The organism is Serratia plymuthica NBRC 102599 (genome assembly GCF_001590925.1).
In the GTDB taxonomy this organism is placed as follows: domain Bacteria; phylum Pseudomonadota; class Gammaproteobacteria; order Enterobacterales; family Enterobacteriaceae; genus Serratia; species Serratia plymuthica.
On sequence record NZ_BCTU01000028.1, the window covers coordinates 67656 to 83696 of the forward strand.

The following is a 16041-nucleotide window of genomic DNA, read 5'->3' on the forward strand; positions in this document are numbered from 1 at the left end:
GACCCCGTGTTCCAGAACGTTGATGCCTATGCAGGCGATCCTATCCTGTCGCTGATGGAAAAATTCAAAAAAGACACACGTGCGCACAAGGTTAACCTGAGTATCGGCCTTTACTATGACGAGCGGGGTATTATCCCGCAGATGAAGGCGGTTGCCGCAGCGGAAGCGCAGTTGAACAGCGTGGATCAGGGCGCGTCGGTGTACCTGCCGATGGAAGGGCTGCTGCCTTACCGTACTGCCATTCAGCATCTGCTGTTCGGTGCCGAGCACCCGATGCTGCAGCAGGGGCGCATCGCCACCATTCAGACCGTCGGCGGTTCCGGCGCGCTGAAAGTGGGTGCCGACTTCCTGAAAAGCTACTTCCCGGATTCGCAGGTGTGGGTCAGCGATCCTACCTGGGAAAACCATATCGCCATCTTCGGCGGCGCCGGTTTCAAAGTGAATACCTATCCGTACTTTGATGGCGAAAGCCTGGGCGTGAAGTTCGACGCCATGTTGAGCGCGTTGAAACAACTGCCGAAACACAGCATCGCGCTGCTGCATCCGTGCTGCCACAACCCGACTGGCTCTGATCTGACCAATGCCCAGTGGGACGAGGTGGTCAAGGTGATCGCCGAGCGTGAGCTGATCCCGTTCCTCGATATCGCCTATCAGGGTTTTGGCGGCGGTATCACCGAAGATGCTTACGCTATCCGCACTATCGCCGCCGCCGGCCTGCCGTGCCTGGTGAGTAACTCATTCTCGAAAATCTTCTCGCTGTATGGCGAACGCGTCGGCGGCCTGTCGGTAGTGTGCGAAAGCGAAGAAGCCGCCGGACGCGTGCTGGGGCAATTGAAGGCCACCGTACGTCGCAACTACTCCAGCCCGCCGAACTTCGGTGCGCAGGTGGTGGCGAAGGTGCTGAACGATACGCAGTTGAAGGCCCAGTGGCTGGCGGAAGTGGAAAGCATGCGCACCCGTATTCTTGAGATGCGTAAAACGCTGGTAGAGGCGCTGAAAATCGCGTTGCCGCAGCGTAACTTCGATTACCTGCTGCAGCAGCGCGGCATGTTCAGCTACACCGGTTTCAGCGCGGCGCAGGTTGATCGCCTGCGTGAAGAGTTCGGCGTCTACCTGATCCACAGCGGGCGCGTTTGCATGGCCGGCCTGAACCACAACAACGTGCATCAGGTGGCCGAGGCGTTTGCCGCGGTGCAGTAATGTTGTTAGGGTGAACTGACGTTCGCAAAGGAGCGATAGCGATATCGCTCCTGAGTTTGATGACAAAGTTGTCTTTGAACCCGAGATACCCGGGCCTAGCGCACCGAGGGGCGCTCCGGCGGGCAAGCCGCTACGACCCCTTCGGCACGCTCTCCCTAATAACGGGCTTTGTCAGCAGTCTGAGGAGCGATAGCGATATCGCTCCTTTTTTGTTGTCGGTTTGCCGCCAAAGTTGCCGCAAACCGGATAGAGAATATACTGATTGAGGGGCGCTCACTCATGTGGCATCAGCAAACGCTTATCCTCAGCGCAAAAGCGCGTGGTTTTCATCTGGTTACCGAAGAGATTACTGACCAGTTAACCCACTTACACCGCCTGCAAACCGGCCTGCTGCATCTGTTGTTGCAGCATACCTCGGCCTCGCTGACGCTCAACGAGAACTGCGATCCCACGGTGCGAGCCGACATGGAACAGCATTTCCTGCGTCAGGTACCCGAGAACGCACCCTATCAGCACGACTACGAAGGGCTGGACGACATGCCGGCACACATCAAATCCTCGCTGCTGGGCGCATCTTTGATGCTGCCCGTCGGCCATGGGCGGCTGATGTTGGGCACATGGCAGGGAATTTGGCTGGGGGAGCACCGCATCCACGGCGGTTCACGCCGTATTGTGGCCACTTTACAGGGGGAGTAACCCAATGAATAACACAGCACTGCTGGAATACTGCATGGCGAAGCCGGGCGCGGAACAAAGCGACCAGAACCAGTGGCAGGCCAGCCAGATCAAGGTCGGCGACGTGATGTTCGCCATGGTGTGCGAGGTACAGGGCCGGCCGGCCCTGGCGGTGAAATCAAGCCCGGAGCTGGCGGAAAGTCTGCGCGAGCATCACCCGGAGATCGTCGCCTGCGCTGGCATGAACAAGGCGCACTGGAATACGGTGTTTCTCGACGGCAACCTGCCGAACTCGCAATTTTACACCCTGATCGACAGTTCATATCAGCTGGTGCTGGAAGGGTTACCCGACCACGTGCGACAGGAACTGCGCGCTTAACCGGCAGGGCAGGCGTAGCCGCCTGCCTTTTCCGTTCCATTGTCTCCTTTTTTCTCTTTAAATTGTGATCGCGATTCGAGAATGGGAACGTTCCCGTTTCATTGCGCACCAGGAACGACTAGGCTTTTTAATCGATGAGCCGCGAGACCAAAGGATGCCGTGAGATGGCCATGAGTGAAGAAAAACGCAAGATGATTGCCGGCGAACTGTACGATGCCGGTGACGAGCTGCTGCGCAGCGAACGCAAGCGTGCGCGCCAACTGGTGCACCATTACAACCATTCATCCCCGGACGAGGGCGATCTGCGTAAACAGTGGCTGACGGCGCTGTTGGGCCAGTATCAGGGGGGAACCATCGAACCGACGTTCCGCTGCGATTACGGTTATAACATCTATCTGGGGAAGAATTTTTACGCCAATTTTGACTGCGTAATCCTGGATGTGTGCGAAGTGCATATTGGCGATAACTGCCTGTTGGCGCCGGGGGTGCATATTTACACCGCTACCCATCCGCTGGAGGCGCAAACCCGCGTCGGCGGTGCGGAGTTCGGCAAACCGGTAAGCATTGGCAACAATGTCTGGATCGGCGGCAGGGCGGTCATTAACCCCGGCGTTACTCTGGGAGATAACGTGGTGGTGGCGTCTGGGGCGGTCGTCACCAAAGACGTACCGGCCAACTGCGTGGTCGGCGGCAATCCGGCGCGGGTGATTAAACAGCTATAACAAAAAACGGGCGCCGCAGTGGGCGCCCGTAGCATTATGCTCGCAGAGAGTTGATATCCACCACGAAACGGTATTTCACGTCGCTTTTCAGCATGCGCTCATAGGCTTCGTTGATTTGCTGCATCGGGATCAGTTCGATATCCGAAGTAATGCCGTGCTGGCCGCAGAAATCCAGCATCTCCTGGGTTTCTGCAATGCCACCGATCAGCGAACCGGCGAGGCGGCGGCGTTTCATGATCAGGTTAAACACCTGCGGTGACGGGTGGTCATGTTCCGGCGCACCGACCAGCGTCAAGGTACCATCACGCCGCAGCAGGTTGAGGAACGGGTTCAGATCGTGCTGAGCCGCCACCGTGTTGAGAATAAAATCGAAGCTGTTGGTGTGCTGCGCCATTTCTTCCGGGTTGCGCGAGATCACTACCTCATGAGCGCCGAGGCGTTTGGCGTCTTCAACTTTGGAAGCCGACGTGGTGAACAGCACCACATGAGCGCCCATTGCCCGCGCCAGCTTGACCCCCATATGCCCCAGGCCGCCGAGGCCGACGATACCGACTTTCTTGCCCGGCCCGGCACCCCATTGGCGCAGCGGCGAATAGGTGGTGATGCCGGCGCAAAGCAGCGGCGCGACGCCGGCCGGATCGAGGTTTGCCGGCACCCGCAGCACAAAGTCCTGATCCACCACCATAGCGGTTGAGTAGCCGCCGTAGGTGATGGCGCCGGTTTGCCGATCCTGGCCGTTATAGGTGCCGGTAAAGCCGTTTTCACAGTATTGCTCCAGCCCTTCGTCACAGCTAGGGCAGCTGCGACAGGAATCGACCATGCAGCCGACGCCGACCAGATCGCCAACCTGATGGCGGGATACGTGGTTGCCGACGGCGGTCACGCGGCCAACAATTTCATGGCCGGGCACCACCGGGAAAATCGAGTTGTTCCATTCGTTGCGGGCCTGGTGCAGATCCGAATGGCAAACGCCACAGAACAGAACTTCGATTTGCACATCGTGATCGCGCAGGGCGCGCGGTGTGTAATCGAAAGGTACGAGCGCTGACTTCGCGTCATGCGCGGCATAGGCATGCGTAATGTTCATGGTAACTCCAGTCATCAGTGAATGGGGGGAGAATGCTTTCCGGCGGCAGAGTGCCGGTGAGACGCGGCCCAGGTCATACGGGCGGCGCAGAGGGAACATTGATGATAAAAGGGGCGAGCAGGGAGGGAAATGCCTGAAAATGTCTAAATCTTGCCTGTTTCTCTTTAATTTGGGCAGAACGGATAAAATGGCGGGCCGCAAAAGGGCCCGCCGGCAAAAAAGGTTATTTCTTCATTTTCAGTAACGGCTTGAGGAAGCGCGCGGTATGCGAAGCTTCGCAGTTGGCCACGGTTTCCGGCGTGCCGGAGACCAGGATTTCACCGCCGCCGCTGCCGCCTTCCGGCCCCAGGTCGACAATCCAGTCCGCCGTTTTAATCACGTCCAGGTTGTGCTCAATCACCACGATGGTGTTGCCCTGATCGCGCAGCTGATGCAGCACCGCCAGCAGTTGCTGGATATCGGCGAAGTGCAGACCGGTGGTCGGCTCATCAAGGATATACAGCGTCTGGCCGGTACCGCGTTTAGACAGCTCGCGCGCCAGCTTGACGCGTTGCGCCTCACCGCCGGACAGCGTGGTCGCCGACTGGCCGAGGCGAATGTAGGACAGGCCGACGTCCATCAGCGTTTGCAGCTTGCGCGCCAGTGCCGGCACCACGTCGAAGAAATCGCGCGCTTCTTCGATGGTCATCTCCAGCACTTCGTGGATGCTTTTGCCTTTGTACTTCACTTCCAGCGTCTCACGGTTATAGCGCTTGCCTTTGCACTGGTCGCAAGGTACGTAGATATCCGGCAGGAAGTGCATTTCCACCTTGATCACGCCATCGCCCTGACAGGCCTCGCAGCGCCCGCCCTTGACGTTGAAGCTGAAGCGGCCTGGGTTATAGCCGCGGCTGCGCGACTCCGGCACGCCGGCGAACAGCTCGCGCACCGGGGTGAAGATGCCGGTGTAGGTGGCCGGGTTGGAGCGCGGGGTGCGGCCGATCGGGCTCTGATCGATGTCGATCACTTTGTCGAAATGTTCGAGGCCGGTCACTTCGCGGAACGGCGCAGGTTCGGCAATGGTGGCGCCGTTGAGCTGGCGTTGGGCGATCGGGAACAGCGTGTCGTTGATCAGCGTGGATTTGCCTGAGCCGGAGACCCCGGTAATGCAGGTAAACAGCCCCACCGGCAGCGTCAGCGTCACGTCTTTCAGGTTGTTGCCGCGCGCGCCGCTCAGCTTCAACACCTTGGTCGGATCGGCAGGTACGCGCTGCTCAGGGATGGAAATCTCGCGTTTGCCGCTGAGGAACTGGCCGGTCAGCGATTCGGGCTGCGCCATGATGTCCTCGACGGTACCTTCCGCCACCACCTGGCCGCCATGCACACCGGCGCCGGGGCCGATATCGATCACGTGATCGGCGGCGCGGATGGCGTCTTCGTCATGCTCCACCACGATCACCGTGTTGCCCAGGTTACGCAGGTGGATCAGGGTTTCCAGCAGGCGTTCGTTGTCACGCTGGTGCAGGCCGATCGACGGCTCATCAAGAACGTACATTACGCCCACCAGGCCGGCGCCGATCTGGCTGGCCAGACGAATACGCTGCGCCTCGCCGCCGGACAGGGTTTCCGCCGAGCGCGACAGCGACAGGTAGTTAAGCCCGACGTTCACCAGGAATTTCAGGCGGTCGCCAATCTCTTTCAGGACTTTTTCGGCGATCTGGGCGCGCTGGCCGCTAAGCTTCATGTTCTGGAAGAAGGTCATGGCGTGGCCGATGCTCAGATCGGAGATTTCCGGCAGCGTGGTGTCTTCGACAAACACGTTGCGCGCTTCTTCGCGCAGGCGAGTGCCGTGACACGAGGCGCAAGGGCGGTTGCTGATAAACTTCGCCAGCTCTTCGCGCACCGCGCTGGATTCCGTCTCTTTATAGCGGCGTTCCATGTTGTGCAGCACGCCTTCGAACGGGTGGCGGCGCACGGTGGTGTCACCGCGATCGTTAATGTATTTGAACTCGATCGACTCTTTGCCGGAACCGCTGAGCACCGCTTTCTGCACGTTGGCATCCAGGGAGTTGAACGGCGCTTCGACGTCGAAGGCATAATGTTCCGACAGCGAACGCAGCATCTGGAAATAATAGAAGTTGCGGCGATCCCAACCGCGGATTGCACCGCCGGCCAGAGAAAGCTCGGGGTTCTGCACAACGCGTTCCGGATCGAAGAACTGCTGCACGCCCAGGCCATCACAGGTCGGGCAGGCGCCGGCCGGGTTGTTGAACGAGAACAGGCGCGGTTCCAGCTCGCGCATGCTGTAGCCGCAGATCGGGCAGGCGAAGTTGGCGGAGAACAGCAGCTCGTCCGCTTTTTCGTCGTCCATGTCGGCCACTACCGCCGTGCCGCCGGACAGCTCCAGCGCGGTTTCGAACGATTCCGCCAGGCGCTGCGCCAGATCTTCACGCACCTTGAAGCGATCGACCACCACTTCAATGGTGTGCTTTTTCTGCAGCTCAAGCTTCGGCGGATCCGAGAGGTCACACACTTCGCCGTCGATGCGCGCGCGGATATAGCCCTGGGTCGCCAGGTTTTCCAGCGTTTTGGTGTGCTCGCCCTTGCGGTCTTTCACCACCGGCGCCAGCAGCATCAGGCGTTTGCCTTCCGGCTGGCTGAGTACGTTGTCCACCATCTGGCTGACGGTTTGCGCCGCCAGTTCCACATGGTGATCCGGGCAGCGCGGTTCGCCGACGCGAGCGAACAGCAGGCGCAGGTAATCGTGGATCTCGGTGATGGTGCCGACCGTGGATCGCGGGTTATGCGAGGTGGATTTCTGCTCGATGGAAATTGCCGGCGATAGACCTTCAATATGGTCGACGTCCGGTTTTTCCATCAGCGAAAGAAACTGGCGTGCATAGGCGGAGAGCGACTCGACGTAGCGGCGCTGCCCTTCGGCATACAGGGTATCAAAAGCCAGCGAGGACTTGCCTGAACCGGACAAACCGGTGACGACGATCAGCTTGTCACGCGGGATAATCAGGTTGATGTTTTTGAGATTATGGGTTCGAGCACCACGAACTTCGATATTGTCCATTTACACTTCCCGTCTTGATGATACACCGCGCCTGTCTGGGTTTAGTGCGGGTGATTTTGTGATCAACCGCGCAAAAAACCGGCACAGCCAGTACGAAACGCATAATTATGACACAAAAAAACCTGAATGAATATCCAGTATACGAATGCAACAAGGTCGTTCGAAAGGACAATTCTGGAATACAATACGCAGTTATCAACACGGGTGTCGTTTCAGGCTGAGCGTGTTAAACTTACTCGTTTATACTGTGTAAAAATCAATCATCAGGAGAGTTCTCATGGCCAGCAGAGGCGTAAACAAAGTAATTCTGGTCGGGAATCTGGGCCAAGACCCGGAAGTCCGTTACATGCCGAATGGCGGCGCAGTGGCCAACATTACCCTGGCGACCTCCGAAAGCTGGCGTGACAAGGCGACTGGCGAGCAGAAAGAAAAAACCGAGTGGCACCGCGTTGTGTTGTTCGGCAAGCTGGCCGAAGTTGCGGGCGAATATCTGCGTAAAGGTTCCCAGGTGTATATCGAAGGTGCCCTGCAGACCCGTAAATGGACCGATCAGGCTGGCGTAGAAAAATACACCACCGAAGTTGTGGTTAACGTTGGCGGCACCATGCAGATGCTGGGCGGCCGTCAAGGCGGCGGCGCACCTGCAGGCGGTGGTCAGGCAGCAGGCGGCCAGGGCGGTTGGGGCCAGCCTCAGCAACCACAGGGTGGCAACCAGTTCAGCGGCGGCCAGCAGGCGCGCCCAGCGCAGAACAACGCGCCGGCAGCCAGCAGCAACGAACCGCCAATGGACTTCGACGACGATATTCCTTTCTGATATCGGGCTGTCTGAAGCCAATAAAAAAGCCCCTTTTCGGGGCTTTTTGCTTTTCTGCCAACCTTAAGCCGAGAAGCCGCCGTCGATGCTCAGACTGGCTCCGGTGATGTAGCCCGCTTGCGGGCCGGCCAGATAGGCGACAAAGCTGGCGATCTCTTCGTCTTTACCGTAGCGGCCGATGGCCATCAGCTGTTTCAACTGCTCGGCGAAATCGCCGTCGTCCGGGTTCATCTCGGTATCCACCGGGCCGGGCTGCACGTTGTTGACGGTGATACCGCGCGGGCCGAGATCGCGCGCCATGCCCTTGGTCAGGCCGACCAGCGCGGATTTGCTCATCGCGTAAACGGCGGCGCCGCCAAAGGGCACTCGCTCGGCGTTGGTGCTGCCGATGTGAATGATGCGGCCACCGTCGTTCATATGGCGTGCAGCTTCCTGGCTGGCAACAAAGACGCTGCGTACGTTCACCGCGAGCATACGGTCCAGATCTTCCAGCGCCAGTTCTTCGGTGCTGCCCAAGGTAAACACCCCGGCGTTGTTCACCAGAATGTCCAGATTGCCGAAGCTGTTCACCGCCTGGCGTACCGCCTGCTGTACTGCGGCGGCGTCGACGCTGTCGGCTTTGATGGCGATAGCCTTGCCGCCGGCGGCGGCGATTTCACTCACCACGGCATCGGCCCGGCCGGCGGAAGCTGCGTAGGTGAATGCCACCGCGGCACCATCGCGCGCCAGCCGTTTGACGATGGCGGCGCCGATACCGCGTGAGCCGCCCTGAACGAATGCGACTTTGCCTTGCAGAGAGAGGGTTGCTGACATGATGTTTCTCCAGAGTGGGTAAGGTTAAAAAATCTACCGGACCAGTATCGGAGAAACGCAACGCGGCCACTAGCCCCAAAGCGCTATAATCAGCTTAAACCATAGGTTTGAAATCAACAGAGGAAAGCCATGCTCGGCCATCTGGAATGTTTTGTCAGCAGCGCGGAAAACGGCAGTTTTTCCGCTGCCGGCCGCAAGCTGGGCATCAGCTCTGCGGCGGTGGGGAAAAATGTCACCAAGCTGGAGACGCTGGTGGGGGTACGGCTATTCCAGCGCAATACGCGCAAGCTGATCCTGACCGAAGAGGGCGAACGTTTTCTTCAGGAAGTGAGCGGCGGTTTGCAGTCGATCCAGTGCGCGCTGAAAAGGGTGAACAGCAGTGGCTCTGTCGCGGCAGGTACGCTAAAGGTCAGCATGGGTACCGCTTTCGGTCTGCATTTCGTGATGCCCCTGTTGCCGGCGTTTTTGTCACGTTACCCGGCGATCGTGCCAGACTGGCATTTTGACAATCGCAAAGTGGATATGATTGGCGAACACTTCGACGCCGCAATTGGCGGCGGTATTGAATTGGCGCAGGGAATGATTGCGCGTGAATTGGCGCCGGCCCACGGGGTATTGGTGGCCTCGGCGGATTATCTGCGGCGTCATCCGCTTTTGAGCCAACCGGAACAGTTGGCGAACCACGCGGGGATTTTTATCCGTTCGCCGCAAACCGGGCGGATTCGCAACCTGCCGCTGCGCAATGCGGATAACGAACAGCGGGCGCCCTTGATGACCGTTAACATGACGGTGAATGAGCCGGAGGCGGCGGCGCGAGCGGCGGAAATGGGGCTGGGCATTGCGTTGATCGCCATGCCAAGCGCCTTGCCTTATCTGGAAAGTGGGCGCTTATTGCGGGTGCTGCCAGCCTGGTATGTCGATCGCGGTAGCGTCTATCTTTACTTTCCCACTACCAAATTTCTGCCCAGCAAAACCCGGGTGTTTGTCGATTACATCACCGAGCAATTTCGCCTGCAGAAGCTGGCGACGCGTTTTGATGCGCGCTAGAAACGAGAAAAGCCCCTCGCGGGGCTTCTTTCTTCCGTCAGTGGGCTGTCTGACGATCAGTTGAAGATTTCAGCGGTGCCGTGCAGTTTGTTCTGGCCACCGGCGGCGATGATGCGGTAAGAGCTGGCGCCTGATGCAGCGGCCTTGTTAGCCAGTTCGGCTTCCAGTGCGCTCAGGTTAGAGGCACCGGCAACGGAGACGACACCGATTTTCTGAGCGTCGGCCGCAGGTTGGCTGGAAGGCTGCTCAGCGGCAACGGAAGCGAAAGAAGCGGTAGTCAGCAACAGAGCGGTAGCAAAAATTTTGATGTTCTTCATGATTCAATCCTCAGGGTGTTTGTCAGGTGAGAGGTTGTATCCTCTCGATGCGTTGAATAATAGACCTGCATATCCAAAGAGAAAATCGGAGAGTTTTGAGTATTTAATTCAAATAAATTGACTTAATTTTGAAGGCTGGCGTGCTGGAATAATCGCCACTACCCTTTAAAGGTGATTCTTAAAGGGGAGCGCAATGGCATCTGAGCCGCTTTTACCGCTTCACTGACGATCGACTGACGTTGCGCACCGTGCCACTGCAAATCGGTAACGGCGTGCAGACTGGCGAACTGGGTTGGCAACGGACTGGAGAAACTTTATGGTTATCGTGCACCATCTGAATAATTCACGCTCGCAGCGTATCTTGTGGTTTCTGGAAGAACTGGGTGTGCCTTATCAGGTACAGCGTTACCAACGCGATCCGCAAACCCTGCTGGCGCCGCCGGAGCTGAAAAAGATCCACCCGTTGGGCAAATCCCCGGTGATTGTCGATGGCGATCTGACCCTGGCGGAATCCGGCGCCATTATCGAATATTTGCAAGAAGCCTACGATGCCCAGGGGCTGTTTATCCCGACTGACCATCATGCTCGCCAACAATACCGTTACTGGCTGCATTATGCGGAAGGATCGCTGATGCCGCTGCAGGTCATGAAGCTGGTATTCAGCCGCCTGGGTCAATCGCCGGTCCCCTGGTTGTTGCGGCCGCTAGCGGGGGCGATTGGCAAAGGGGTTCAGCGGGAATATCTGGACAAACAGATCGCCACGCATCGCGATTATCTTGAGCAGCACCTGAGCAAAAGCACCTGGTTTGTCGGCAATGAATTCAGCGCGGCGGATATCCAGATGAGCTTTCCGCTGGAAGCGATGGCGGCGCGCGGTTCGCTGGACAATTGCCCGAAGCTGCGCGGCTATCTGCAGCGTATCCATACCCGGCCAGCCTACCAGCGGGCACTGGAGCAGGGCGGTCCTTATGAACTGCTGAGCTGAGGGCATGAACTATACTTGACGGGTTAACGTCTGTTCGGAGATAGCCTATGCCTACGCAAATTTTTGTTAACCTGCCGGTGGACAATTTGCCCGCATCCATCGAGTTTTTCACCCAGTTGGGTTTCAGCTTTAATCAGCAGTTTACCGATGATACCGCCGCCTGCATGGTGGTCAGCGAGACCATTTATGTGATGTTGCTGACTCACGATAAATTCAAAATGTTCACCCCGAACCCGATTGGCGATGCCAGGAGGGCGACCGAAGTGCTGGTTTGCCTGTCGCAGCCCAGCCGAGCGGCGGTGGATAGCCTGGTGCGCAAGGCGATTGCCGCCGGCGGCAATACCTATAATCAGCCGCAGGATTACGGTTCTATGTACGGCCACGGTTTTCAGGATTTGGACGGCCATATCTGGGAACTGATGTACATGGATGAAAAAGCCGCACAGGCTCAGTAGCCGGTTTTTGCCCCCTGAGCCGGGGGCGCCCCATCGGATTTACCTATGTGACAAATCTCGCCATTTCGATAATGATTGATCCCGGCGCTTTTCTGCATGAATTGCCGCGATCTTGGTTGATCAGAGGGTATGGAAGGCCGGATAATCGTTTGCCTTGAATAAACCACCATAAATCACCCGTATCACGCGATGAGAGTTAAACGTTTGCCTTTTAACGCCACGCCGATGGGCGGAGCGGCCGAAGGGCAGGGAAGCTGACGTGATGGAAACGATTCCGTAATGAACATGCGTGGGCGGAATAACAAGCAACAAGCCTTGTGAAACGGGCTGGCAATGAAATACAGGGGACAGCAACATGTCGAATTCTCAAGCGAACAACGCCGTTAAACCAAAAGGCGGGCTTGATGGCTATTTTAATATTTCCGCACGCGGCAGCTCCGTGCGTCAGGAAGTGGTGGCGGGATTAACCACTTTCCTGGCGATGGTTTACTCGGTGATCGTGGTGCCGAGCATGTTGGGCAAAGCGGGCTTCCCGCCAACGGCGGTGTTTGTTGCCACCTGCCTGGTCGCAGGCCTCGGCTCATTGCTGATGGGGCTATGGGCTAACCTGCCGATGGCCATCGGTTGTGCGATTTCCCTGACCGCCTTTACCGCTTTCAGCCTGGTGCTGGGCCAGCACATCAGCATTCCGGTGGCGCTGGGCGCGGTCTTCCTGATGGGCGTGCTGTTCACCATCATCTCGATAACCGGCATCCGTTCCTGGATCTTGCGCAATTTGCCGATGGGCGTGGCGCACGGTACCGGTATCGGCATCGGTCTTTTCCTGCTGCTGATCGCCGCCAACGGCGTGGGTCTGGTAGTGAAGAATCCGCTGGATGGCCTGCCGGTGGCGCTGGGCGCATTCACCTCTTTCCCGGTGGTGATGACGTTGCTCGGCCTGGCGGTGATTTTCGGGTTGGAAAAACTGCGTGTCCCCGGCGGTATTCTGCTGGTGATCATCGCCATTTCGGTGATTGGCCTGCTGTTTGACCCCGCAGTGAAATATCAGGGGCTGTTCGCCATGCCAAGCCTGGCGGACGCCAATGGCAATTCGTTGATCTTCAGCCTGGATATTATGGGTGCGTTGCAACCGGTGGTGTTGCCGAGCGTGCTGGCACTGGTGATGACCGCAGTGTTTGACGCTACCGGCACCATTCGTGCGGTGGCGGGGCAGGCCAACCTGCTGGATAAGGACGGGCAGATCATCAACGGCGGCAAGGCGCTGACCTCGGATTCCCTGAGCAGCATTTTCTCCGGCCTGGTGGGCGCGGCCCCGGCGGCGGTCTATATCGAATCCGCAGCGGGCACCGCGGCGGGCGGTAAAACCGGCCTGACCGCAACCGTGGTCGGCCTGCTGTTCCTGCTGATCCTGTTCTTGTCGCCGCTGTCTTATCTGGTGCCGATTTACGCTACTGCACCGGCGCTGATGTACGTCGGCCTGCTGATGTTGAGCAACGTCACCAAGCTGGACTTCAACGACTTTGTCGACGCCATGTCCGGCCTGCTGTGCGCGGTGTTTATCGTGCTGACCTGCAATATCGTCACCGGTATCATGCTGGGCTTCAGCTCGCTGGTGATTGGCCGTATTTGCTCCGGTGAATGGCGCAAGCTGAATATCGGCACCGTGCTGATCGCGGTGGCGCTGGTGGTGTTCTATGCCGGCGGTTGGGCGATTTAATCCGCTGTGTTTCCCCCACCCGTTGGGTGGGGGAAAGTCTGACCTTCTTCCCCTTCAGAAAAGTCTTCTTCTTTCTGTGCTGCGTTTTGAAAGGCACAACAAGCTTTAATCGCTGTAAAAAAAGTGATCTACTATCGGGGTATATATCAGAGATGTAGTCTGAACCCGAGAGTCTAAGGAAAGCATGGAAATATTTTTTACAATCCTCATTTTGATCCTGGTGGTTTCCCTGTCCGGGGTGGTGACACGTATGTTGCCGTTCCAGATACCGCTGCCGTTAATGCAAATTGCCATCGGGGCTCTGCTGGCCTGGCCGCATTTTGGGCTGCATGTCGACTTTGACCCCGAACTGTTCCTGGTGCTGTTTATCCCGCCGCTGCTGTTTGCCGACGGTTGGAAAACCCCAACGCGTAAATTTCTGCATCACGGCCGTGAAATCCTGGGGCTGGCGCTGGTGCTGGTGTTGCTTACCGTGGTCGGTGTCGGTTACCTGATTTACGCCATGGTGCCGGGTATCCCGCTGGTGGCGGCGTTTGCGCTGGCGGCAGTGCTGTCGCCAACGGACGCCGTGGCGCTGGGCGGCATCGTCGGTAAAGGGCGTATTCCGAAACCGATCATGGGCGTGCTGGAAGGCGAGGCGCTGATGAACGACGCGTCCGGCCTGGTTTCGCTCAAATTCGCCATCGCGGTGGCGATGGGTACCATGGTGTTTACCGTGGGCGGCGCTACCCTGGAGTTCCTGAAGGTCGCTATCGGCGGCCTGCTGGCCGGTGTGGCTGTCACCTGGTGCTACAGCAAATCGCTGCGGATGATGAGCCGCTGGAGCGGCGATGATCCGGCCACGCAGATCGTGTTCCTGCTGCTGTTGCCGTTCGCTTCCTATTTGATTGCCGAACATATCGGCGTCTCCGGCATTCTGGCTGCGGTTGCCGCGGGGATGACCATCAGCCAGTCCGGCGTGATCCGCAATGCGCCACTGGCGATGCGCCTGCGCGCCAACAGCGTCTGGGCGATGCTGGAGTTCGTGTTTAACGGCATGGTGTTTATCATGTTGGGGCTGCAACTGCCGGGGATTCTGGAAACCTCAATCCTGCAGGCAGAGCTGGATCCGACCATTCAGACCTGGTACCTGTTCGCCGACGTGGCGATTATCTACGCAGCGTTGTTGTTGTTGCGCTTTACCTGGCTGTGGCTGATGAAAAACGCCAGCCGGCGTTTTATGAAAAAACGGCCATTGCAGTTTGGCGATTACAGTACGCGTGAGCTGTGGATAGCGTCGTTCGCTGGGGTGCGCGGGGCAATCACGCTGGCCGGCGTGCTGTCGATCCCGCTGCTGTTAAGTGACGGCACCGCCTTCCCGGCGCGCTATCAGTTGGTGTTCATCGCCGCCGGCGTGATCCTGCTTTCACTGATCGTCGGCGTGATGGCATTGCCGTTGCTGCTGCGCGGCGTAGTGGTGGCGGACAAGAGCGCCAGCAAGAGCGAGGAGCGGATGGCGATTGCCATGGCGGCGGAAGTGGCGATCGAAAGCATCAACAAGATGGAAGAACGCCTGGCCGTCGACGTGGAAGAAAACATCGACCCGCAGGTGCTGAAAGAGATCAGTTCACGGGTCGTGGGCACGTTGCGGCGGCGCATCACCACCAAAGACGATATCGAAAATGCGCTGATGCTGGAGAACCTCGAGCGACGCTTCCGCCTGACCGCGCTGCGCGCCGAGCGCGGGGAGCTGTATCACCTGCGCGCAACGCAGAAAATCAGCAACGAGACGCTGCAAAAGCTGTTGCACGATCTCGACCTGCTGGAAGCGCTGCTGATAGAGCGCGAAGGGTAATGCCAACGGGGCCGCAGACGCGGCCCCAGTTATTTGACCGGCGGCCAGTAGTCGCGGCAGCAGGCGATCCAGGCCTGGGCGCCGTGCGACAGGTAGCTGCCCTGGCGCCAGATGAGCCCTACACGCCATTCCATCCGCGGCTCAAGCGGCAGCCAGATCAGGTTTTCTTTATCCAGCCACTGGCAAACTGGCTCCGGCAGGGTAGCGATGCCGACCCCGGCCTGCACCATCGATGCCAGGAAATCCCACTGCCCGCTGCGTACGGCAATCTGCGGTTCAAAACCGGCCAGGCGGAACGCCTTCATCAGCATTTTGTACAGCGAGAAATCCTCGTTATAAATCAGGATCGGCCAGTTGGCCAATTCGGCGATATCGATGCTGGTGCGGTTAAGCCAGTGCGGCGTACGCGGCGCAACCACGCACATCGGATGGCTCAGCAGCGGCAAGAAAGTCAGCGGTTGATCCAGGTCGACGGGCAATATCGTCATCGCCAGATCCAGTTCGCCGGACATCACCGCCTGCTCGACCGACAACCCGCCCAGCTCGGAAATTTTCAGTTCAATGCCAGGATAGGTCTGGCGAAACCGGCGGATCAAATCTGCTATCTGCCGACCGACCATTGGCGGGATACCCAGCCGCAACACGCCTTTTTTCACCGAACTGATGTCTTCCAGTTCGGCCTCCAGTTGGCGGAACTCATCAAGGATCGCCAACCCACGCTGGTACACTGCCTGGCCGCTGTCGGTCAGGTGCAGCTTGCGTCCTTCGCGGATCAGCAGCGTACACTCCAACTCTTCTTCCAGATGCCGCAGCATCTTGCTGATGGTCGGCTGGGTGACGAACAGTTTCTCCGCCGCGCGGGTGAAGCTTTGCTGGCGCACGACTTCCACGAAGTAACGCAGGGTACGGACATCCACGTTGGGCTCTCCTCAGGGCAA

At 58.4% G+C, this 16041-nt stretch carries 15 protein-coding genes; 10 read left to right on the plus strand and 5 right to left on the minus strand.

The features are described 5' to 3' along the window. Positions 1–6: 6 nt before the first annotated feature. The 4 genes from SPL01S_RS19275 to maa all read left to right on the plus strand — a co-directional run bounded on the left by SPL01S_RS19275 (position 7) and on the right by maa (position 2976). On the plus strand, positions 7–1200 hold the full coding sequence (locus SPL01S_RS19275; protein ID WP_006328339.1) for an amino acid aminotransferase: 1194 nt from the start codon (positions 7–9) through the stop codon (positions 1198–1200). A 279-nt stretch (positions 1201–1479) separates the two neighbouring features. After that, positions 1480–1896, plus strand: coding sequence for a secondary thiamine-phosphate synthase enzyme YjbQ (locus SPL01S_RS19280; protein ID WP_004948741.1), 417 nt, complete (start codon positions 1480–1482; stop codon positions 1894–1896). 4 nt (positions 1897–1900) lie between these two features. Next, positions 1901–2254 carry an MmcQ/YjbR family DNA-binding protein gene (locus SPL01S_RS19285; protein ID WP_006317810.1) on the plus strand — a complete coding sequence of 118 codons (354 nt, stop codon included), beginning with the start codon at positions 1901–1903 and terminating at the stop codon, positions 2252–2254. Between the two features lie 164 nt (positions 2255–2418). Beyond that, on the plus strand, positions 2419–2976 hold the full coding sequence (maa, locus tag SPL01S_RS19290) for a maltose O-acetyltransferase (protein ID WP_063202322.1): 558 nt from the start codon (positions 2419–2421) through the stop codon (positions 2974–2976). A gap of 34 nt (positions 2977–3010) precedes the next feature. Here the strand turns inward: maa and SPL01S_RS19295 are convergent, their stop codons facing one another. Both SPL01S_RS19295 and uvrA read right to left on the minus strand, forming a co-directional pair. Further along, positions 3011–4063, minus strand: coding sequence for an NAD(P)-dependent alcohol dehydrogenase (locus SPL01S_RS19295; RefSeq protein WP_062868864.1), 1053 nt, complete (start codon positions 4061–4063; stop codon positions 3011–3013). Positions 4064–4286: 223 nt separating this feature from the next. After that, positions 4287–7121 (minus strand): excinuclease ABC subunit UvrA, encoded by a 2835-nt coding sequence (uvrA, locus tag SPL01S_RS19300; protein WP_063202295.1) that lies wholly within the window; start codon positions 7119–7121, stop codon positions 4287–4289. A gap of 277 nt (positions 7122–7398) precedes the next feature. Between uvrA and ssb1 the strand changes: the two genes are divergently transcribed. Next, positions 7399–7935 (plus strand): single-stranded DNA-binding protein SSB1, encoded by a 537-nt coding sequence (gene ssb1, locus SPL01S_RS19305; RefSeq protein WP_006317814.1) that lies wholly within the window; start codon positions 7399–7401, stop codon positions 7933–7935. Between the two features lie 63 nt (positions 7936–7998). Here ssb1 and SPL01S_RS19310 read toward each other — a convergent pair whose 3' ends face one another. Next, complete coding sequence (locus tag SPL01S_RS19310) at positions 7999–8748, minus strand: 3-oxoacyl-ACP reductase family protein (protein ID WP_063202297.1); 750 nt, start codon at positions 8746–8748, stop codon at positions 7999–8001. 129 nt (positions 8749–8877) lie between these two features. Here SPL01S_RS19310 and SPL01S_RS19315 point away from each other — a divergent pair, with 129 nt between their 5' ends. Continuing rightward, positions 8878–9795 (plus strand): LysR family transcriptional regulator, encoded by a 918-nt coding sequence (locus SPL01S_RS19315; RefSeq protein ID WP_063202299.1) that lies wholly within the window; start codon positions 8878–8880, stop codon positions 9793–9795. A gap of 56 nt (positions 9796–9851) precedes the next feature. Here SPL01S_RS19315 and bhsA read toward each other — a convergent pair whose 3' ends face one another. Then, the gene (gene bhsA, locus SPL01S_RS19320) at positions 9852–10112 is read right to left on the minus strand and encodes a multiple stress resistance protein BhsA (protein WP_062868861.1); all 261 of its coding nucleotides are present in this window, start codon (positions 10110–10112) and stop codon (positions 9852–9854) included. 316 nt (positions 10113–10428) lie between these two features. Here bhsA and SPL01S_RS19325 point away from each other — a divergent pair, with 316 nt between their 5' ends. The 4 genes from SPL01S_RS19325 (at position 10429) to SPL01S_RS19340 (ending at position 15103) form a co-directional block, all read left to right on the plus strand. Beyond that, on the plus strand, positions 10429–11097 hold the full coding sequence (locus SPL01S_RS19325; RefSeq protein WP_004948715.1) for a glutathione S-transferase family protein: 669 nt from the start codon (positions 10429–10431) through the stop codon (positions 11095–11097). A gap of 47 nt (positions 11098–11144) precedes the next feature. Then, on the plus strand, positions 11145–11552 hold the full coding sequence (locus SPL01S_RS19330) for a VOC family protein (protein WP_063202301.1): 408 nt from the start codon (positions 11145–11147) through the stop codon (positions 11550–11552). A gap of 355 nt (positions 11553–11907) precedes the next feature. After that, positions 11908–13269: an NCS2 family permease gene (locus tag SPL01S_RS19335; protein WP_004948711.1), complete on the plus strand. Its 1362-nt coding sequence runs from the start codon at positions 11908–11910 to the stop codon at positions 13267–13269. A gap of 184 nt (positions 13270–13453) precedes the next feature. Beyond that, positions 13454–15103 carry a Na+/H+ antiporter gene (locus tag SPL01S_RS19340; protein WP_063202303.1) on the plus strand — a complete coding sequence of 550 codons (1650 nt, stop codon included), beginning with the start codon at positions 13454–13456 and terminating at the stop codon, positions 15101–15103. Positions 15104–15132: 29 nt separating this feature from the next. On the opposite strand, the gene SPL01S_RS19345 is transcribed toward SPL01S_RS19340, so the two are convergent. After that, entirely contained in the window at positions 15133–16020 is an 888-nt protein-coding gene (locus SPL01S_RS19345) for a LysR family transcriptional regulator (RefSeq protein ID WP_062791602.1), read from the minus strand. Between the last annotated feature and the right edge of the window lie 21 nt (positions 16021–16041).